Annotated in this window: 19 protein-coding genes; 9 read left to right on the forward strand and 10 right to left on the reverse strand. The window is 44.1% G+C overall.

Translation table 11 applies throughout. The features are described from left to right. Positions 1-56 precede the first annotated feature (56 nt). Positions 57-509: a hypothetical protein gene (locus tag P0M28_RS26255; protein WP_302206443.1), complete on the forward strand. Its 453-nt coding sequence runs from the start codon at positions 57-59 to the stop codon at positions 507-509. A 63-nt stretch (positions 510-572) separates the two neighbouring features. Here the strand turns inward: P0M28_RS26255 and P0M28_RS26260 are convergent, their stop codons facing one another. Both P0M28_RS26260 and P0M28_RS26265 read right to left on the reverse strand, forming a co-directional pair. Next, the gene (locus P0M28_RS26260) at positions 573-704 is read right to left on the reverse strand and encodes a hypothetical protein (protein ID WP_302206444.1); all 132 of its coding nucleotides are present in this window, start codon (positions 702-704) and stop codon (positions 573-575) included. 72 nt (positions 705-776) lie between these two features. Next, positions 777-1,766 carry a LuxE/PaaK family acyltransferase gene (locus P0M28_RS26265; protein WP_302206445.1) on the reverse strand — a complete coding sequence of 330 codons (990 nt, stop codon included), beginning with the start codon at positions 1,764-1,766 and terminating at the stop codon, positions 777-779. Between the two features lie 80 nt (positions 1,767-1,846). Between P0M28_RS26265 and P0M28_RS26270 the strand changes: the two genes are divergently transcribed. After that, positions 1,847-2,557 carry a hypothetical protein gene (locus tag P0M28_RS26270; RefSeq protein ID WP_302206447.1) on the forward strand — a complete coding sequence of 237 codons (711 nt, stop codon included), beginning with the start codon at positions 1,847-1,849 and terminating at the stop codon, positions 2,555-2,557. Here the strand turns inward: P0M28_RS26270 and P0M28_RS26275 are convergent. Next, a complete protein-coding gene (locus tag P0M28_RS26275) occupies positions 2,538-3,512 on the reverse strand; it encodes an ATP-binding cassette domain-containing protein (protein WP_302206449.1) in 975 nt (324 codons plus the stop codon). The two genes, P0M28_RS26270 and P0M28_RS26275, sit on opposite strands and share 20 nt — an antisense overlap. Before the next feature lie 261 nt (positions 3,513-3,773). Between P0M28_RS26275 and P0M28_RS26280 the strand changes: the two genes are divergently transcribed. Both P0M28_RS26280 and P0M28_RS26285 read left to right on the forward strand, forming a co-directional pair. Next, positions 3,774-5,399 (forward strand): hypothetical protein, encoded by a 1,626-nt coding sequence (locus P0M28_RS26280; RefSeq protein ID WP_302206450.1) that lies wholly within the window; start codon positions 3,774-3,776, stop codon positions 5,397-5,399. A 20-nt stretch (positions 5,400-5,419) separates the two neighbouring features. Beyond that, the gene (locus P0M28_RS26285; RefSeq protein WP_302206452.1) at positions 5,420-6,748 is read left to right on the forward strand and encodes a DUF5723 family protein; all 1,329 of its coding nucleotides are present in this window, start codon (positions 5,420-5,422) and stop codon (positions 6,746-6,748) included. Here the strand turns inward: P0M28_RS26285 and P0M28_RS26290 are convergent. Further along, entirely contained in the window at positions 6,732-7,142 is a 411-nt protein-coding gene (locus P0M28_RS26290) for a hypothetical protein (protein WP_302206454.1), read from the reverse strand. The genes P0M28_RS26285 and P0M28_RS26290 overlap by 17 nt on opposite strands. A 68-nt stretch (positions 7,143-7,210) precedes the next feature. Continuing rightward, entirely contained in the window at positions 7,211-7,420 is a 210-nt protein-coding gene (locus P0M28_RS26295; RefSeq protein ID WP_302206455.1) for a hypothetical protein, read from the reverse strand. Between the two features lie 166 nt (positions 7,421-7,586). Here P0M28_RS26295 and P0M28_RS26300 point away from each other — a divergent pair, with 166 nt between their 5' ends. The 3 genes from P0M28_RS26300 (at position 7,587) to P0M28_RS26310 (ending at position 11,532) form a co-directional block, all read left to right on the forward strand. Continuing rightward, on the forward strand, positions 7,587-8,333 hold the full coding sequence (locus P0M28_RS26300; RefSeq protein ID WP_302206457.1) for an L-type lectin-domain containing protein: 747 nt from the start codon (positions 7,587-7,589) through the stop codon (positions 8,331-8,333). Between the two features lie 79 nt (positions 8,334-8,412). Beyond that, positions 8,413-10,551 carry a ComEC/Rec2 family competence protein gene (locus tag P0M28_RS26305; protein ID WP_302206459.1) on the forward strand — a complete coding sequence of 713 codons (2,139 nt, stop codon included), beginning with the start codon at positions 8,413-8,415 and terminating at the stop codon, positions 10,549-10,551. 63 nt (positions 10,552-10,614) lie between these two features. Beyond that, a complete protein-coding gene (locus tag P0M28_RS26310) occupies positions 10,615-11,532 on the forward strand; it encodes a histone deacetylase family protein (RefSeq protein ID WP_302206460.1) in 918 nt (305 codons plus the stop codon). Here the strand turns inward: P0M28_RS26310 and P0M28_RS26315 are convergent, their stop codons facing one another. From P0M28_RS26315 to P0M28_RS26335, 5 genes are all read right to left on the reverse strand, one after another. Further along, a complete protein-coding gene (locus P0M28_RS26315; RefSeq protein WP_302206462.1) occupies positions 11,533-11,946 on the reverse strand; it encodes a hypothetical protein in 414 nt (137 codons plus the stop codon). It lies immediately after the preceding gene. Next, complete coding sequence (locus P0M28_RS26320) at positions 11,943-12,392, reverse strand: hypothetical protein (protein ID WP_302206463.1); 450 nt, start codon at positions 12,390-12,392, stop codon at positions 11,943-11,945. The genes P0M28_RS26315 and P0M28_RS26320 overlap by 4 nt, the downstream gene beginning before the upstream one ends. 18 nt (positions 12,393-12,410) lie before the next feature. Next, entirely contained in the window at positions 12,411-14,225 is a 1,815-nt protein-coding gene (locus P0M28_RS26325) for a glycoside hydrolase family 2 protein (RefSeq protein WP_302206465.1), read from the reverse strand. 46 nt (positions 14,226-14,271) lie between these two features. Continuing rightward, positions 14,272-15,627, reverse strand: coding sequence for a sensor histidine kinase (locus tag P0M28_RS26330; protein WP_302206467.1), 1,356 nt, complete (start codon positions 15,625-15,627; stop codon positions 14,272-14,274). A 320-nt stretch (positions 15,628-15,947) separates the two neighbouring features. Continuing rightward, complete coding sequence (locus P0M28_RS26335; protein WP_302206469.1) at positions 15,948-17,906, reverse strand: OmpA family protein; 1,959 nt, start codon at positions 17,904-17,906, stop codon at positions 15,948-15,950. Between the two features lie 219 nt (positions 17,907-18,125). Here P0M28_RS26335 and lon point away from each other — a divergent pair, with 219 nt between their 5' ends. After that, entirely contained in the window at positions 18,126-20,585 is a 2,460-nt protein-coding gene (lon, locus tag P0M28_RS26340; protein ID WP_302206471.1) for an endopeptidase La, read from the forward strand. A 135-nt stretch (positions 20,586-20,720) separates the two neighbouring features. Then, positions 20,721-21,101 (forward strand): DUF7009 family protein, encoded by a 381-nt coding sequence (locus P0M28_RS26345; protein ID WP_302206473.1) that lies wholly within the window; start codon positions 20,721-20,723, stop codon positions 21,099-21,101. Positions 21,102-21,128: the final 27 nt, after the last annotated feature.

Below are 21,128 nucleotides of genomic sequence, written 5' to 3' on the forward strand. Positions count from 1 at the left end.
TGTTATTTTACAGTTTCTAAGTAGAACTATAATTTTTTCATCTAACCCAAGACGACATGTTAGAGACTAACGGAATAGATATCTCAGAAAGCCAACGCGCTGACAGTCAGAAAAATTTAGTGCTTCAGCGGCGATTGCTCTACTACGCACACCATCCTCAGTTTATTAACCATCGGATTAATCAACTTGAGCGAGAAACCTCGCTAGAAAAGATTATTGAAAACAGCTCAATTGCTCTCTCTCTAACCGGAATAGTACTAGCTTTTGTAAGTAATCGGCGGTGGCTCGTTCTTGCGTTATTGGCTTCCGGGCTGTTTTTTCTAAAGAAAGAACCAAAAGATAACCAGCTACAGCAGCTCTTGCAGCAGCAGGGTTACCGCTCAGAAAAAGAGATACAGCGGGAGCAACAAATTCTTCAAGCCTTACGGGGTGATTACGATGCTATTGGAGCATCTGACCAGTTGCCAGAAGATCGGGTTCGCCAGATTGTCAATAGTCTGAATGTATAATTTTCAGCGATAATCTATATTCCCGAGCTTGAGCAGCAGATTTGTTGTTCATAAGTAGGTTTCTTACATAGGTTTTTCTAAAGGAATTTCCTGCTTTACTTCCTTAATGCTGTAGGCCGGACAGGTATATTTAGGGGCACAAGCGTAAAAACCAACAGCTATTGCCAAAGTGATTAGTGTTGTTAATTTTTTCATAATATTCTTTGATTTTTTACAAATATACATAAAATAGTACATATGTAAAAAATAATATGAAGTTTATTATTTTTATACCATCAAATTACAGCCCCGTATCTCAGAATTATCATACCGTCCCAGTACTTCAAATAATCTATTGTCTAGAACTCGACCCAAATCTTTGGTTTCAATAAAAGCACAGGAGTCTACATTGGCTAAGTCAATGATATTAATTCCTCCTTGCTTGCCGGGTTGTACGTGGGCAAAAGGATCGTAAATATCCCGAATCATCACTTTCATCCAAGGGGGGGCAGCGAATTGACCAGTACTACGGGCGTAGGCTTGAGAGAGCAGTTCGGTCATGCCGTATTCGGAGGCAACCGACGTTACGCCTAATTTTGTCCTGAGTATCTGGTGCACCTCCGGGCGGGTTAGCTCTTTTCGCCGGCCTTTCATCCCCCCGGTTTCCATTATTACTACCTCTGACCAATTGAGGGAGTATTGTTCGGCTAAATCTAGCAAAGCAAAGGTAACTCCTAACAGCAGTACCGCGCCCTGCGCCTGTCGGGCTTGCTCTACGGCATCAACTAGCTGTTGGAAGTTGTTGAGGTAAAAGCCAGCGTAAGGGGATTTGCTTTCTCGAATAAGATAGTCCGCCATAGAGACTAGCGAGGCATTGTTCCGTTCCAAGTAAGAGGGAAGTAGGGCAAAAATATGAAAGTCCTGAAGCTGACCCCACTGTTGGGTAAAAATTGTTTCACAAACTTGGTGGTACCAAGCTAGGTTGGGTACGTAATGCTTGCTGCGGATTTGTCCGGTAGTGCCACTGCTTTCAAAAATCTGAGTTACCTTCGAATGGTTGCCACTAAGTATGCGGTGATGCTTAAAGAATTCAATTGGTAAACAGGGAATTTGCTCAATAGTGTTGATGGTTGTCGGATGAACCTTCAGGTAAGATAGATACGCTCGGTAAATCGGGTTATGATGAGCTTGCCACTGAAAAAGCTCCAACGCAAGAGCTTCAAATGACTTGGGGTTGGCCTTTAGCAATTTGTGTTTAAACTGGGTAGAAAAATTCATCAAGAAAAGTAGCGTAGCTTATATCAAAAATCAACTCAATCGCGTTATATTGGCAATAAAGATCAGATATACTCTGTAGTATGAAACTTAGCTTTTATTTATTTGGCGTATTTTTTTTGGTAATGGGGCTTTCTGCCTGCATTGATGAACCGGAATTCTCGGATGTGCCCGCCGTCACGAATATTGAAGAGATTTACTTCGTTGATGTGGAACAGGGAATTGATTCGCTGGTAATCACCATTGCTTTTGAAGATGGTGATGGTGACTTGGGGCTTACTGCCCGGGAGGGAGGTTCTATCAGCCCTTTTGATATTGTAGAAGACAGCAATGGTGACCCTGTTGTATTTGATCCTCTTACTGCCGATGTGCCTTTTAACTGTTGTGATTACGCTTGGCCGGAAGGGCTTGATCCAATAATAATAGGAACTGACACTATTTTTGATACTATACGAGTAAATCGGAACCAATTTGTTAGGAACTTTGAAGTGGCAATCTTTAATCGTCAACCAGATGGTTCTTATCTAGAGGTTGATTTCTGTGACCCTGACGTTTCCGGTTGCCGTCCACCTCTAGGCGGGCGTTTTCCTCCTTTAAAAGATGATTTCTCGGATGATAAACCCCGGGTGGGGACTATCACATTTTTTGCTCAATCCCGAAGTTTTAGACCGCTCTTCCGAAATGATAGCCTAAAATTCGGCGTAGTCATCCGCGACCGGAGTGGTAATGAAAGTGAAATGTTCGTTACTGAAAATGCAATTGCGCTAGAAGAAATCACCCGACGGCCGGAGTAAAGTTGTTATTTTTGAACTGGTAGAATGCTTCAACTAACTCGGTAGGGGATACAATCTTTTTAATCGACTGTCCATTCGTAAGAAAGATTTGAGACATATTGTTGCGCTCAATGGCCTCTAACGCTTCCCAAACACTTTTTTCTAAGCTGATTTCTACTGTACTGCTAACCTTTTCACTCATCACTTTTATTAGAGGATAAACTTCCGCAAGATTCACCACCTGCATCTCCAGTCGGAGGCGTTGAGCATCAAAAAATGCTTTTACAAATTTAGAAGCGGGCTGAAACAGTAGTTCTTTCGGACTACCTATTTGCTGTACCTGTCCCTGATCTAGCAAACATATTTTATCGGCCAGGATAATTGCTTCAAACACATCGTGCGTTACAATTACCACTGTTTTATCTTTGAAAAGCTGTTTTTCTACTAGTTCGGCAATTAAGTTCTGTTTGGTAATAGGGTCAAGTGCTCCGAAGGGTTCATCCATTAGAATAATGGGTGGGTCGTTAGCTAAAGCTCGGGCAATGCCTACCCGTTGCTGTTGCCCGCCGCTTAGCTCGTGAGGGTAGCGTTCGCCATCTTCTTGGTTTAGCCCTACCAATTTTAGTAGCGTACTGCTACGCTCCTCTCGTTGCTTCTCAGGCCAGTTATTCAGCCTCAATGTAAGCTCAATATTATGACGATTGGTATAATGTGGAAACAAGCCAACTTGCTGAATTACGTACCCAATAGCTTTTCGCAGCTGAGTAGGATTGCTGTTGCCCACTGCTTTCCCATCGATGTAAATATCTCCGGTGGTAGGTGGAACAAGATGGTTGATCATCTTGAGTAATGTGGTCTTTCCTGACCCACTGGTGCCAAGTAGTACCAGGGTCTGCCCACGGTCTACTTGTAAGGAAATGCGGTCAAGTACGCGCTTATTTCCATACTTCTTACTTACCTCAGAGATATTTATCATAAATAGTGCTAACCTAAAGTATTATCTGAACAGTGTGCTGAATAGTGGGAAAAATGCATAAATATCTGATAGTCAATTTATTAATATGGAAAATGTAGTAAAGATTACATCTTTTTATTATATAAAATATTAAAATAAATATTGTATTATTTATATTTATGTAACGAAACCTACCCAAGTGCGGTAACAAAACCAAAGGGTTACTTTTTTATAAACAATTCAGGCTTCTTGCTGACAAGTTTTTTTACAAAAAAACAGGTTATGATGAAGAAGTCAAAAATCGCTCTATCAGTTGGTACTGGTTTGGTAGGAATGCTGGGAATGAGCGGTTGTTTACCCGATGAAGATTTTAGTGATGTAGAAGTAAAGGTGCCTTCCCCTCAGGTATCGCTACCCCTATTTAATACCACGCTAACGGTAGAAGACATGCTACAGACAGGTGAAGAAGGTAGCTTACTGAAAAACGCGGATGAGTCTTACAGCTTGTTTTATCAGAGCAGCGTACAATCGGAACGCGTAAAAGATTATTTTCCGGCAATTCCAAACCAACAATTTGCTGAATCGCACTCTTTGGGTTTAGATGCGTCCGGTTTTTCACTAACGGGAACTCCCCCCGCTATCTTTGAAGGTTCTATTCCCTTTGATCTTAACAACTTAACGATATACAGCATTGAGAGTGAGCGAGGAACATTGGCCGTGACTATTCAATCAGGCTACCAGCACGACCTGGAAGTAGAAGCTTCTTTTCCCAATATTATTAGTCCCGATGGTGAAATTTTAACTTTAAACTTTCCGCTACCCTACTGGAATGGGGCGGGTGTGATCGAGAAAGCAGAAGATTTATCCGGTTACGAAATTAAGCTGGAGGATGGTGAAGTAAGCTATCGTTTAGAAGTGAGTATTGTCGGTTCCGGACAGCCAATTAGCTCTAGCGATGAGATAGATTTTAATTTTTCGATCGATGGGTTAGCCTTTAACTACATATCAGGAAATTTCACTGATATCCGAGTACCAATTGAGGCCGATACCTTAGGAATTCCGGCTCTGAGCGGAGTAGTGGACGGGACAATCGCCACCAACCCCAACATGTCGTTGTCTTTTTCCAATTCCTACGGTGTACCGATTTCCCCCGATTTCAGTCGATTGTACATTGAACGGGTAGACGAAACGGTAGTGAGACTTCAGGATGAGGAAGGTTTTGACTTCTTCAGCGGGGGCTTTGCCTTTCCGTATCTATCGGAGCGTTCGCCAGAACCCATTACCGATACTTACCAAATAACTAGTGAGACATCAAATATTGATGATGCATTTAGCAATGTTCCCTCAGCCTTGGCTTATGGCTTTGGCTTTGGGCTAAATAGTAGCGAAACTGATACCAGCTTTATTAGTATTGAAAGTCAGATTGGAGTAGACCTTAATCTAGAGATGCCACTGGAGGCTGGCTTTGATATTACGCTGGAAGATTCTATCGCAATATCTTTTGATGAGCTAGAAGATGTAGAGCAACTTAAGCTACTACTTAAAACGGAGAACGATTTCCCCATTAGTGCTGATCTTCAGGTATACTTTCTAGATAGTAAAGGCAACATAATTGAAGATGCAAATGGCGAGCAAATTCGTCTCTTTGAAGAAGAAGGTAAATTTCTGGTAGCTGCCGAGATTGTTAACTCAGTGAGTGGGGAAACGGTACCGGCTAACATAGATTTACCAACCACGGCTACTATCAATAAGGATAAGTTTGAGAAAGTCCGCGATGCTAGTCACTTGTTAGTTCGTGCTCAATTCAATAGCGTGAGTGACGAAAGTAATAACCGAGTGAAACTTTATTCCTTCTATTCCATCCGTTTTAGCTTGGCCACTCAGATTATAGCCTTGGTCGACGCCTAGTTTACGTGAACCACATAATTATGAAAAATAAATACGCTTCTCTCATTCTTCTGGGAGTAATGCTACTAGCATTGCCCGGATTTGCCCAACAAGAACTAACGTTGCATCTCTTAGATAATGTGTATCAGGCTACACATACCAATCCAGCGTTTAGAACCCGAAGCAACAAAATAAACGTGACAATATTTTCTTCAGCCCATCTTTCACTAAGAAATTCAGGGTTTACTTACAATCAATTAGCCGCTAATATTAAAGAGGATGAAACCGGACAGCGAATTATTGATTTGCAGGATGTGCAGGATAACCTAAATTTAAACGGTAGAGACTATGTTCATGCTAGCTTTAACGCTGACTTGTTCGCTTTATCGTTCCCTGCCGGTAAGAACCGATTTTCTCTTAACGTTACTGAGCATATTCAAGGGCGACTGCATTACGATGCCAGTATTTTAGAACTTGCTACTACCGGAAATGCCCCTGGACAAACCTTTCAGTTTGGTAACTACGAGCTAAATGCTATCCACTTCCGGGAGTTTGGGATAGGGTGGAACCGTCCGTTTCTGGAAGAAAATAAACTTACGGTAGGAACTAGGCTGAAAGCAGTATTTGGTTTAGGTAATATTCAAACCCAATATGCTGACGTGTCGCTAACAACGGGCACCGAACAAGAGCTGTATGCGATAACGACGAATGCTAATGTTCGGGCAAATACTTCTGGAGTAGATATGTTGGAAGATGATTTGGAAGCGTACTTGTTCAATCTACAAAACGTTGGGTTTGGTATTGACATAGGTGGTACGTATGAGTTAAACAATCAAATTTCTTTTAGTGCTTCTGTGATTAATCTGGGAATGATTTCTTGGCAGGAAGATGCCAAAGCATATACTTCGGAAGGCGAATTTACATTTACTGGAGTTGATAATGATGACTTGCTTACCGAAGGCTTTGATATTGACATAGAGCAGCTCACCGATTCCATTGCTGACGTTTTCGATCTTGAAGAAGAGGAAGCTCAGTATACAACCGGGTTACCTACCCAAATGTATCTTACCGGAAATTATCAGCTAGCTCGCCGTACCACTGCCTCGGCTACGTTGTACTCAGACTTCTATCGATCATTTCGTCGGGGATTCGCTTTGGGGATTCGGCAGAACGTAGGACGATGGCTCCAGGCTGCTGCCACGTATTCGGTACAAAACCGATCGTTTAATAACTTGGGGGCCGGGTTATCCCTTACCACCGGACCCGGAGGAATTCAGCTTTACTGTGCTACCGATAATATCTTGGCACTTACCAGCATAGGTGGTGCAAGAGTAGCCAATATGAGAGCGGGTTTTAATTTCGTCTTCTAAAAATAGTGTACAACAACGTTGCTCCCACCGCCGCTGCCAAAATGTACAGTCCGGTTTTAAGAGACGGCGTATTCGAGATGAAAGGATAAGTTACTCGCTGGTAGTTAATACGAGGGCGCGGAAACTTACCTAAAGTGATCCAGGGGCGATCATCTACCTTCACCACCAAAGGTTGGTTATTTTGGTAGAATGTTCGGTTGGCTTCAACCACGGTATTCCAACTGGACTTAACGGGTAGCTTTGCCGATAGTAGGGAAAAAAAGGATTTTTGGTTAGGGAAACTGACAACCAAGTTTCCATCCGAATCATTATCAATACGAATATCACCCTGGGCACCAGTTACAGTAAGGTCAGCTAGTACACGCACGCTTTTACGAGAAGAAGGGGTAGGCATAGTGTAAAAAAAATATAGTCGAAAGAATAAAGTGAAAAGGATGTATTTTCCTTTTCACTTTTTACTTACTAGGCATTTTTGCTATCCGAGGTTCTCACCCGAATTGTGCCGTTCATCTTCCAGTGAGCGTGGTCGGAAGATCCACCACTGTCGGCCTTACTAGGAACATATAGGTCAAAATCATCAAACTCATAGGTGATCTCAGCATCGCGTCCCGTTAATTTGTCGTACAAACCAATAGCCAACTCGGGCCAGGTTTTAGTTTCTTCTTGTGCCATTCTTCAAAAAAATTAAGTGTGAAAATATAAAAGCTTGGTTTACTGGTATAAAGTGTAAATCCTGCAAAATGTTTAAGCACTTAGCTGAATAGTTACGAACGGAAGTCTGTTTTTTTTAACTAATTATTCCGTAACTTACTAGTAAAAACACACTCACTACCAACTGATGAACCGATATATTATCCTTCTTGGTGTAGCATTATGCTGCCATCCGGCAATGGCTCAGTTCGAATTGCTAGGTACCGCCGATTATATGCCTTCGGGTTGCATATTACTTACCCCTAATCAGCGCTACGCCGAAGGTATTGCCTACAGTACGGAGAAGCTGGACTTAAAAGGATACTTCGAGATAGAGTTTGATATTTACCTGGGCGATAAAGATGACTTAGGGGCTGATGGTATTACGTTTGTTATTCATGATGACCCTCGGAAGTTTCAGGCATTTGGTACCTACGGCGAGGGCATTGGCTACGGACGCTTTAATGCCAATTTTGTGTCTGGTAACTTCATCGCTCCTTCCGTGGCGGTAGAATTTGATACTTACCAGAATGCGTTTCAGAACGACCCGTACAGCGATCACGTAGCTTTTTTGGTGAACGGAAGTAGCTACCATACTGAGTACTGGAATAATGAAGACCAGCAGTTTAATCTGGAAGATGACCAGATGCATAACTTTCGCTTTAGCTGGAACCCCGAAACGTATGAGATTATCGTTCGGCTGGATAATACAATTGTTTATCAGGGTAAGCAGAATCTAATCGACGACATATTCAACGGAAATACGGAGGTGATTTGGGGCTTTACTTCGTCTACTGGAAATAAGTACAATCTACAGTACTTTTGCTTTCGCCGGATTGCGTACCAACCTTCCCCCCAATCTGCTAGCGAAATCTTCGGGTCGGAAGCAGAATAAAAAGGTGAATTACCTTACAGAACAAAGGTTCACATCTTTTTGAGCAGTAACGGAAAGTAACCAGCCGTACCTTTATTAAATGTTTCGCTGGGTTCCCTATCCGTTTTTGCGCTTCACGCCATTCCTCATGTTAGGAATTGGTCAGGCTACTTACGTGAATTCCACGGGCGCAACTATAGTGTTAGTCGTAGTCTTTCTTAGCTACACAGGTTGTGTTTTTCTACTTCCTAAAGCTGCATTTTCTCGCTATCATCCCTGGGTGGCTGGTATGGCTAGCGTTGTGATTATACTACTCGGAATTTTAAGAACCCATCAGCAGGATGAATCACGTAGCTCAGATCATTTAATGCACCATACTGATTCGGCTGATTATTATATCGCTCAAGTAATGAGCCAGCCTGAACCCAAGAAAAACTCATTTCGGGTGCTACTGGAAGTAGAGCAGATGGTTGTCTCTGGTACGCAAACATTTCCTCGATCCGGGCAAATAGTGGTGTATCAACCGAAGTCTGATAGCTGTCAGCTACTTCAGTTTGGAGATAAAATCTTAGTGAAAGGATTGCCTGGCGAGATAAAACCTCCCAATAATCCCGCTGAGTTTGATTACCGGCAGTTTATGGCTTACCAAGGAATTTATCATCAGCAATACCTTCCAGCCGATCGTTGGAAAGTTATCCAAGCGGGAGTAGTTCCGGCTTGGCAAGGATGGGCCGGCAGATGGCGAAGTCGTTGCCGAGAAATACTGCTACGCTACGTGCAAGATAAGCAAGCCCAAGGAATTACTTTAGCCATTACATTAGGCTTAAAAAGCCACTTAGAAAAAGAGGTGCAAACGGCCTACGCGGCTGCCGGGGCAATGCACGTGTTGGCGGTTTCCGGATTGCACGTAGGAATTATCTATCTGATTGTAAACTTTCTGTTTAAGCCCTTGCTCTCACTTCCCAAAGGAGGGGTGCTGTTGCACACCGTGCTTTGCTTACAAGTGCTTTGGCTGTACGCTGCCCTCACCGGATTCTCACCTTCGGTACAACGGGCGGCGGTGATGTTTTCGTTTGTAATTGTCGGATCGGCTTTGAATAGGCAATCGAGTATCTACAACACCTTAGCCTGCTCGGCGTTTGCCCTGCTCTGGATTAACCCTTATCTAATGTATTCGGTAGGGTTTCAGCTTTCGTATTTAGCGGTGTTCGGCATTGTTTACTTGCAACCCAAAATCGTGGCATGGTTGGAACCACCCAATAAACTGTTGGCCTGGGCTTGGGGGCTTACGGCAGTTTCTATTGCGGCACAGATTGCTACTTTTCCGCTTAGCTTGTACTACTTCCACCAGTTTCCGGTGTATTTCTGGATTTCCAATATCGTGGTGATTCCGGGAGCGTTGGTGATGCTACCTTTGGGTTTAGTCACGTTAGTTACTGGCTTCACCATTCCAGCTTTGGCGGAATGGGTGGGACTACTACTGGAGAAGTTCATCTTAGCCATAAACTTTTTGGTGGCTTTAGTACAACAACTCCCGGGTAGTACGATTGAAAATATCTTTATATCTGCCTCACAAACCTGGCTACTGTATTTTGCTATCGTTGCGTTGGCCGCGCTATTTTATTACCGTAAGCTACGCTACCTTTCGCTGGCGGTGGTTAGTCTGTTTTTGATAGCGACCGTGCAGACAGTTCGTTACTATCAGCAGAGTAAAGAAAGAAGCCTCACCGTTTATCAGGTAAAAAACGAAACCTACCTGGATTTTACCGAAGGCTTTAATAATCTTCTTTGGGGTGAAAGAACGGCTACTGCTGACTACCATATTCGGCCTAACCACATTCGAAAGGGCGTTCACACCCAGTTTATGGTGGATAGCTCAGCCAATAACAGTGTCGCTCGGCGCGCATCAGATGGAGTTACATTGTTCCAGTATCACGAAAAGGTAATTGCACTCGTCGATCAAAAACTTGGTAAAAAACCCAAACAGCCCGTTTCGGTTAACTACGTTGTTGTGGCAAAAAACGCTGTGCGCGATTTGAACCAGCTTGATCGGTACTTTCAGTACGAGCAATTAATTATTGACGGCTCTAACTCCTACTATACTACCCGAAAGTTGACCAAACAGGCTGAGCAGAAACATATCAACTGCCACGCAGTTTCCCTACAAGGTGCATTAATCATCAACTTAAATCAGGATAAGCAAAATTTTTCAAAAATGGTCAAGACAGAAATAGAATGAACAATGAAGGGTAGTTACAACCGAATATTCACCTTTTATTAATCATCATTCATTAACACAGCCTTGAGCGAAGCCGAACCTTCCGTTTTCTTTTCCGATCAACATTTATACAGCTTACCGGAGCAGCACCGCTTCCCGATTGATAAATATATTCTGGTAAAAGAGCAGTTGCTGTACCAAGGAATAATCCGGGAAGCCCAGCTAACCGATCCGGGACTCTGTTCGGAGGGAGATATTTTGCGAGTACATACGCCAGAGTACTGGCAGGCCGTTAAAACGCGTACTCTGCCAGCCCGAATGGTTCGCCGAATTGGGTTGCCTAATACCAAAGTTTCGGTAAACCGGGCAAGGAACAGTGTAGCAGGAACGATCGCGGCAGCTGAGGCTGCTCTACAAACCGGGATTGGTATAAATTTAGCCGGAGGAACGCATCACGCTTACGCTGACCGGGGTGAGGGGTTTAGCACGCTTAACGATATTGCGATTGCTAGCCGGAGGCTGTTAGCCCAACAACTAGCGGAACGAATTCTGATTATTGATTTGGATGTGCATCAGGGTAACGGGAATGCAGTGATTTTTCAGAATGACCCAGCCGTTTTCACCTTCAGTATGCACGGAAAAGACAATTATCCGCTAAAGAAAGAACAATCGGATTGGGATATTGCGCTTGCTACCGGAACCGAAGATGAGGAGTATCTTAGGCTTTTAGAAGACGCTTTACCAAAGTTGATAGAATATCAGCAGCCCCAAATTGTATTTTACCAGTCGGGAGTCGATGTGCTGGCTACTGATAAATTGGGTAAACTAGCGTTGAGCAAAGCCGGTTGCCGTCGGCGCGATGAACTTGTATTTGAATACTGCGTTCGGCACAATATTCCGGTGGTAACAACAATGGGCGGAGGTTACTCCGAACGTATGGCCGATATCGTTGACGCTCACTGCAACACCATTCAAGCCGGACTGGCGATCTACGCAGAATGATTAACGAACCGCCAATGTATACAGAATGAAGTCGTCCGCGCAAAATACCAACCGATCACCTGCTTCTGCTTCATCAAATAGTGATTCTACTTTAAATCCCATGCGATAGGGAAGGTTATAGTTGGTTTGAAATGTAGTAACCGGACGGCTGCCTCGGGCTAAAATAATCTGAAGGTTGTCACTCTTCGCCAGATTATTCACCAGGATGGAATCGTTTATTTCTAAACTCAAATAAGGCTTAGCAATCGTTTGTACCCGTGATAACTTAATCCCCTCTTTGAGATTTACTGGCTTTCGGTTTAAGTAAATTGAAATCGGATCATTCCGGGAAATAGTTTGAGTGGCTGAGCAAGCCATTGACACTAAACAAAGCAATGTGACTGCCCAAAAGTATATTGCTTCAATTTTACTCATACTGCCTTCTGCTTTATTACTCTCTGTACCAGGCTTACTAACAAATTGATGATAAAGATTACTACCGAAAGAATGACCAATATTATGAAGGTAGAAGCAAGAGAGTTGATAAAGGTGAAATCAGAACTGTATCTTTCTACTTCAGCGTAGGCAGATAAAAAATAAAATAAGACTCCCAAAACAATAGCGATAGTCAGCACTACTATCGCATGTACTGCGGTCAATGCCCGGTTGAGATAGCCATTGCCTCTATTTAAAACGAAGTATAAACTCAAGACACCGATTAGGCTAATAGTAAAAATCTGAGCTAAAGTATAAGGAGAAATTACAAAATATGTATCGTGAAGTTGTAGGTCAAATGTCTTATTTTGATAGATCGCACTGCTAATCCAGATGAGTGGGATAGCAGCAAGAATACTAAGCAGACTGTTCCTAATAGACTTCATGCTTCACTTACTATTTCATTAATCATACAACTTCTCATGAATCAATTGCAACGTATCTAAGTCCATTTTGATAACGGCTCGGTCGTAAGTCATTAGTCCATTCACCTCAGATTCTACGTCGGTGGTTTGAGTATACACGGCAGCAGCCAGTCCTTGCTTCTTCAGAGAATCCAACGGAACATAAAGACTGCTGTAAGCCATCAATAAGCTATCGGCTGAAGTAGATGTTTTAAAGTGGGTAGGGGCTTTGGATAAATCAGTAACCCATAAATGATCGGGAACTACCAGAGCCTGCCCACCAAACTCGCCAAGCACCGCTACGCGTACGTCCTCCACTTCGGGCATACCCGGTCCAGGGTACTTATGCATATCGTTTACGTCACCTACTCCCATATCCAACCAACCGCTTGCCGGATTAATAAGTCGGGTTGAGTCATATTCCTTTGCCCATTCGGTAAGTCGTGCGGTTTCGTATTGACCCCAGCCTTCGTTAAAAATTACCCACATTACGATAGACGGATGGTTGTAAAAATCGTCAATGAGTTCGGTTAGTTCGGTTTCAAACTGTTCGGCCGACTCTGAGGTGCGCTGAATTTCTTCACCATCGCGGCGCACGCGCTCTTCGCCACTGGGCATATCTTGCCAAACCAGCAGACCAAGTTTATCGCACCAGTAGTACCAACGGGCTGGTTCAACCTTCACATGCTTACGGGCCATATTGAAACCCATTTGCTTGGTCGCTTCCACGTCATACTTCAGGGCAGCATCCGAAGGAGCCGTATACAAACCATCGGGCCAAAAGCCCTGGTCAAGTGGCCCTAGCTGGAATAGGGGTTCGTTATTCAAAAACAAACGGTTGTAGCCATCGTCGGCTTTTTCTACCGATATTTTTCGCATTCCGAAATAGCTTTCTATTTTATCTACCACATTTCCATCAGCATCGGTTAGTTCTACGGTCAGGTCGTACAGAAAAGGGCTGTCGGGCGACCACAGTTTGGGACTAGTAATCGATAACCCAATGGGAAGATTATCGCTGCCCTCTTGTGTAGCCACTTCCTGTCCACCATCGAGAGCCGTTAGGCGTACGTTGCTCATCGTAGATTCGTCGTTAGTCTGAACGGCTACCGTAAGCTTCTCTTCGTCAATATTCGGAATCAGTCTAATCTGCTCAATGTAAGAGGTGGGTACCGGTTCCACCCACACTGTTTGCCAGATGCCCGTGGTAGGAGTATACCAAATACCACGAGGGTTCAGGGTTTGCTTACCGGTTGGTTGTTTACCTTCGTCAGTTGGGTCCCAGACTTCCACAATAATTTCGTGTTCGTTTTCAGCAGAGGCTGCTTGTTGAATTTCAAGGGTAAACGGATCGTAACCGCCTCGGTGCGTGCCCAAGTTTTGTCCATTAATGTACACGGTAGCTTCCCAGTCTACCGCCCCAAAATGTAGTAACAAGCTCTCGGCCGACCAGTCTTCAGGAATGGTAAACGTTGTTCGGTACCACAGCTTCTGATGGGGTTGCACCATTTGCTTCACTCCCGAGAGGGCTGATTCAATGGGAAAAGGAACCAAAATATTGCCCTGATATTCATTAGGCATACCGCCGTCTTTATCAGTGATAGCGTACTCCCAGAGTCCGTTCAGATTGAGCCACTGTTCCCGAACCATTTGTGGGCGAGGATATTCTTGGTAGGCTGTGTTAGGCGAAACATCGGCAGCCCAGCGAGTCATGATAGGTGCAGATTGAGGTTGCCACTCGGGTGGGGCTTCCTGCTCAGCGGGCGGTTGGCAAGCAAAAAGGAACAGAAAAGCGGATGGAAGCAAGTACTTAAACATCTGTAGTAGGTTGTTTTGAAAGTGGATACCAAGTATACTGATTTTTTTAGAAATGTAATACGAACGTAGCACCCTCCTCGGGCGAGGGGCGAACAGAAATAGTTCCTCGGTGCAACCGCATAATTTGCTGGGACAGACTTAAGCCAACGCCGGAGCCTTTAGGCTTAGTAGTATAGAAGGGCACAAATATGTGTTCTGTAACCTCCGGGGAAATGCCCGACCCATTATCACTTAATTCAATGATTCCTTCGTTCGCCTCGGTTCGGTAGGCGGAAAGTGTGATGCGCGGCTGAGCGGTTTCTTCCAGGGCTTCTAGTGCATTTTTAACCAAGTTAATCAGTACTTGCTCAATCAGCTCCAAATCAATGGTAAAAGTTAGGGTTTCCGGTGAGATGGATTGGCTCCACTGAATTTCTCGCTCCTTAAACGTAGTAGCAAATAAGCCGTGTATCCGCTGAACCAAATCTATTACTGTTACCTCTCGGAAGTGGGGTGGAGCTACTTGGGTAAGGCTACGATAAGCTTTCACGAAGTTAGCTAATCCCTGGCTCCGGTCTTCAATCACTTTTAGGCTCTCCAGTAAGTCGTGGCTATCCTCTTCATCCAGCGTCTGTAACTGAAGAGTGGCTACCTGCTGGGTTTGTAGCAAGGTCTGGCGAACTATCCCGCTCAAGTTAGCAATCGGAATTACTGAGTTCATTATTTCGTGGGTGAGCACCCGGATTAGTTTTTGCCAGGAGGCTAATTCCTGCTCTTCCAGCTCCCGCCGTAAGTCTTGCAAAGAAATCAGTTTGTAGTAGGTCCCTTGTAAATAAAATTCAGAGGCTTGTACTGCCAACTGCATCAGCCGATCATTTCTTACTAGCTTAACCATTACCCGCTGCCCGGCTTCTAGCTGACAGATGCGGTGGTACAAGTCTTCATCTACGGATCTAATATCTGTTAGGTGGCGGATCACCGGATGCTTTAAAAGCTGCTTGGCTGCCGGATTGACCAGTGTTACTTCATTTTTCTGATTTAGTCCAATCAGTGCTACTGATATATGCTTTACCACATTTTGTAGGTACTGATGATTACTTTCTTTCTCCTGCCGCAACTCCCGATAAGTGGCAACTAATTTGTTATAAGCGTGAGCCAGCAACTCGCCTGATTTGCGCCAATGCGGCTGGTAGGTATTGGTGAAATCTCCCTGATGAATGGCCGTTACTAAGTTTTCTAGTTCCCGATGCGACCGCTCAATGTAGCGAAGCAATTCAATTACGCTGATGATGGCCGCCAGAATTACCCAGAAAGAAACCAGCCAAAAGTGGGTCTGTGTAAGCACATAAACTGCTGTGTAACCCAATCCGATAATGAGTAGCAGGCGAAAAATAATATGCAAGCGGAAGGCAAAGTAGTGCATATACAATTAGCAGTGAACAATGTGCAATGTACAATAAATAGCTGAGGTGAGGGTGGGGGAGCTTGGCGAGAGAAGAATGTCTTTCGCACACCCTGCTCCCCGCGTCCAGCTATTGTATAGCTTGTAACTTTTTTAGTAGGTTGAACGCCCTAATAGACTAAGAAAAGAATTTATCTGGCTACATGGCAGCAAAAAGTTAGACAAAGAGAGATAATAAGCATGTCAGACGAAATATGCCTTCAGTGCACTTAACCTATTTTAGGTGAAAGAAGAATAGCCGTTGGATTAAACGTTTGCAAAGATGATTACTACGTTTCACTTTACTCCTTCACAATATTAAATTCTACCCGACGGTTGAGCATTTTATCTTCGTCCGTCACCTCTTCTACAATGGGGCGAGAGCTGCCGTAGCCAATAGCCTCAATGCGAGGTTCTTCAATATTACCAAAGGTTATTAAGTATTCTTTAATGGCATCAGCTCGATCTTGCGAGAGCTTCAAATTAAGGTTGGGGTCACCGTCAGAGTCAGTATGCCCTTCAATGCGAAGCTTTACGTAGGGGTTATCGAGCAAGAAATCGGCAATTTTATTGAGGTCGCCGTACATCTCGGTTTTAAGTTCAGCTTTTCCGTTGTCAAATTCGAGGTTCTCAAACTTTAGGCGGCTAGAAATGGCTTCGGTTTCAAAGTTGAACTCCTGGTCGCCCGCTAAAAAGAATATTTCTTCTAATCGGAAAAAATGCTCTCCCTGAATAATTAGTAGATAGTTATTATTGTTAATCAGATTAAACGAAAAGCTACCGTCTTTTTTCAGAAACTTTGGGGCTACTTCCACTCCATTGTCTAAGTCAATTACCGATACAATACCTTCGCTGAACGGATCACCCGTTTCAGAATCTACCAAGGTACCTTTAAGGTTGACCGTTGCCAGTGGTTGGGCTTCCATCGGTAGTGGAAAGGAGTAGAGGTCGAGGTTCCCCATATTATTTTCCACCGAGCGGGCGTAGTAGAGGTTTTGGGAATTAGCATCAATCGTGAAATAAAACTCACTACCACTACCATTTACGAGCGGACCTACATTTTTTGGTTCATCCCACAGCGCACTTTTTCGGTACGATTTATAAATATCGTACTCTCCAAAATTGAGCAGATGCCCGTTAGAGCTGAAGTACAGCACTTGGTGCTTAGGATGAAAAAACGGACTTACTTCACTGCCTCGGGTGTTAATTGTTGGGCCAATATTGCGAACCGGTACCCAGTTGCCTTGCTCATCTTTAAAAGTATAATAAATATCTGATAGCCCAAATCCGCCCAGGCGGTCAGAAGAAAAATAGAGTGTATCACCTCCCGGCGAGAGGGAAGGGTGAGAATCCCAGTAGGGACTGTTGATAGAGGCTCCCAGGTTAGCCGGAGTGTTCCAGACCCCTTCGTCATCGCGGTAAGCTACGTACAAATCGCAGCTACCAAAACCATCGGGAGCCAAGCAGCGAGAAAAGTAAAGCGTAGCTCCATCGGGACTGAGGCAGGCGGAGCCTTCGTTGAACGGAGAGTTGATGTTTTCCAGCGGAATAGCGTCCATCCAGTAGCCGTTCTCATTACGACTGAGCATCAGATCTTCGTTATCGTAGGTCTTAAATCCACGCTCCAGTTTGTTTCGTTTGGAGGTGAAGAGCATCACATCGTTGCTAGCACTTAGCGAGGGGCCGTAGTCACCCGAAGAGGAATTGATGCCTGCTCCCATATTCAGATACACCCCGCGGGGGGGGCGAAGGGTGTCAATCTCTTTTCGGTACTCCACTAGTTCGTAGTAGTATTCCAGCGGAACGTAGTCGTCTTTTTGCTCCAGTTGGTACTGCTCCAAGTTTTTACGAGCCATTTTAGCGGCCATACCATCGGTGTAATGTTTTAGCACCAGCTTGTAAAGCCCTACCGCAGCCAAAGTATCTCCCTGTGCCTCCTCTAGCTTGGCCAATTGCCACAGTAGCTGGTTATCTTTAAAAAAGTTTTGCACCCCAAAATTCCGCACGTATTGGTACAATTGCGGATACCATTGGGCGGTATCCTGAGCCTGAGCTGCTTTGCGGATGCTTTGCAATTTCCGTTCATGTTGATAATAAGGAAGCTTATGTAAGTTCGGGAAAGAAAATAAATCCTGTATTTTAGCCGGGACTGCACTTTTGGCAGTATCTTGCAGGGCAAACGGGCTTTGAGCCGGTTTTATCTGGGCTAGGCTTACTGTACAGGTAAGTACCGCACTATATAGCAGTAATAATCTTCGCATTGGTATGTTAATCCGCTATAAATCAGCAACTAACGTGCAAAACAAGGGTGAGTGTAAGGTTTGGTCTGAGTTTATGCCAAAATCGGAAAAAAAATAACTTATTCTTAGCCTTAGATTTATTGTAACATAAGGCTGGCATAAGGATTGACATAGTAGTGGCCTACAATAATTTTTGAGAAAGCATTAAATACCTGTCAGCTTGACAGGAAAACAGCACATATGAATATAAATTCAGCTTTTAACCAACTTTTTACTCAGGATTTTGATGAAGAAACCGATGACCTCATACAACTAGTAACTGCCGAAGAAGAGGAAGAGGATGAAGAGATTGAGTTTCCGGTAGAGCTGTCGGTGTTGCCCATTCGCAATACCGTATTATTCCCCGGGGTCGTGATTCCAATCACCGTCGGAAGGAAAAAATCTATTAAGCTGGTAAAGCAGTCGTACAACGAAGGCTCTCGCCTCATTGGCGTAATTGCCCAAAAAGATAACCAAGCAGAAGATCCGGATACCAGCGAAGTCTACAAAGTAGGCACCGTTGCTAAAATAATTAAAGTGCTGGTCTTGCCCGATGGAAATACCACCATTATCATTCAAGGAAAAAAGCGATTTAAAGTAAGCGCGTTTGTGCGGGATGAGCCGTACATGGTAGCTCAAGTTAAGTATCTGGAAGAAAAATTTCCTACCCGCCAAACCAAAGAGGTAACCGCACTAGTGCAGTCACTCAAGGAAGCAGCGGCTAAAATTTTGCGGCTGAACCCGGAAATTCCGCAAGAGGCGCAGCAAGCTCTAGATAATATTGACAGCCCCAGTTTTCTGACGCACTTTCTATCATCTAATATCAATGTAGAGGTAAAAGATAAACAGCGGTTACTGGAGATCAATAATGGCAAGGAGCGAGCCAAGTTGCTTTTAGAGTACATGTTGAAGGACATACAACTGCTGGAAATTCGGCATGAAATCCATAGCAAAGTACATTCTGATATTGATCAGCAGCAGCGCGACTACTTCTTGCGGCAGCAAATGAAGGTGCTGCAAGATGAACTGGGCGACGGAGGAACCGATCAGGAAGTAGAAAAGATGCGACTACGCGGGGAGAAGAAAAAGTGGCCGAAACCTGTAGCCGAGCACTTTAACAAAGAACTTGAGAAGTTGCTGAGAATGAATCCGGCAGCGGCGGAATATCCGCTAACGTTCAATTATGCCGAATTTTTATTGGATTTGCCTTGGCAAGATTATACCGAAGATAACTTCGATCTGAAACACGCTCAGCGTATTCTTGATCGCGACCACTACGGACTCGACAAAGTAAAAGATCGAATTATTGAGTACTTGGCAGTACTCAAGCTGAAAAATAATATGAAAGGCCCTATTTTGTGCCTCTACGGCCCTCCGGGGGTAGGAAAAACTTCTTTGGGTCGGTCAGTAGCTTCAGCTCTGAACCGCAAATATGCTCGTATGTCGCTGGGGGGCGTAAGCGACGAAGCCGAAATTCGTGGCCATCGTAAGACCTATATTGGCGCGATGCCCGGAAAAATTATTCAGAACATCAAAAAGGCCAAGTCGGCCAACCCAGTGTTTATTCTGGATGAAATTGATAAGGTGCGATCTGATTTTCGGGGTGACCCTTCTTCCGCTTTATTGGAGGTGCTTGATCCTGAGCAAAACAGCGCGTTTTTAGATAATTATCTGGAAGTAGACTACGATCTTTCTAACGTGCTATTTATCGCCACGGCCAACTCCTTAGACACGATTCATCCGGCTCTGCGTGATCGGATGGAGATTATCGACATCTCGGGATATACCTTGGAAGAAAAGGTAGAGATTGCTAAGCGTCACCTGATTCCTAAGCAGCGCAAGGAGCACGGATTAACCGGCAAAGATATTTCGTTTGATAAAAAAGCAGTTATTCGGGTAGTGGAAGATTACACTCGCGAGTCGGGAGTGCGAAACCTAGAACGTAAACTAGCTACCGTTATTCGCAACGTGGCTAAGTCGGTAGCAATGGAAGAAGATTACTCCAAAAAAATTACCGAAGCCGAAGTGCGTCGCATTCTGGGTGCCCCGGTATTTGATAAAGAAAACTACCAAGATAACAATACTCCGGGAGTAGTAACGGGATTGGCTTGGACTCAAGTTGGTGGTGAGATTTTATTTATAGAAAGTAGCTTAAGCCGGGGTAAGGGAAAGTTAACTTTATCGGGACAACTTGGCGACGTGATGAAGGAGTCGGCCATGACGGCCCTTTCGTACTTAAAATCAAAAGCCGAGCAGCTGGGTATTCACTACAAAGTGTTTGAGAACTACGACCTGCATGTACACGTACCCGCTGGGGCAGTTCCTAAAGATGGTCCTTCTGCCGGAATTACCATGCTCACTGCGATCGCTTCGGTGTACACCCAGCGTAAGGTAAAAGCCAAGGTAGCAATGACCGGAGAAATAACTTTGCGCGGAAAGGTGATGCCAGTGGGGGGAATTAAGGAAAAAATTCTGGCGGCGCGCCGGGCAGGAATTACAGAAATTATTCTCTGTCAGAAAAACCGAAAGGATATTGAAGAGATTGATGCCCGCTACGTAAAAGGGTTGAAGGTACACTTTGTAGACACCGTGAGCGAGGTGCTAGATTTAGCCTTACTTAAAACCAAAGTAGAGGAACCACTGGCGTTAGTTTCGGATTGAGAATCTATTTAGCACGTGCATTTGGCTGTTTTACTTGCTAAAATCAGGTTCACTGGTTGTTATTTGGGGTGAATGAACGTGCTGGGTTCTACAAGAAGATCATAGTTTTTACTAAGCTTTTATTATTTTTACAGGATGAAACTGCGAATTAAAGGGAATAGCCTTCGGTTACGATTAACCCAGGCCGAAGTGCAACGCATTAGTGAAGGAGAATCGGTACGAGAAGTAATGAATATTGGTGGAGGAAATCCTTCCTTTATTTATAGTCTGACAATTCATGCAAATCAGCTGCCTGTAGCGGTGGTTTACCAGAATCATGAGATTCATGTAACTATCTCAAGGCAGGTATCTCGGCAGTGGGCTACCACCAACCAAATAAGTATTGAAGAGAATATTCCGACAGAAGACAGGCATTCATTGCACGTTTTAATTGAGAAAGATTTTCGTTGCTTACACCGAAATGTTCAAGATGAACCCGACCAATTTCCCAACCCGAAAGCCACTGAAGCAAGCTGAAATTTGGCCAGGGGTCTCCGTTTTTTA

It is taken from the genome of Tunicatimonas pelagia, from assembly GCF_030506325.1.
GTDB lineage: Bacteria > Bacteroidota > Bacteroidia > Cytophagales > Cyclobacteriaceae > Tunicatimonas > Tunicatimonas pelagia.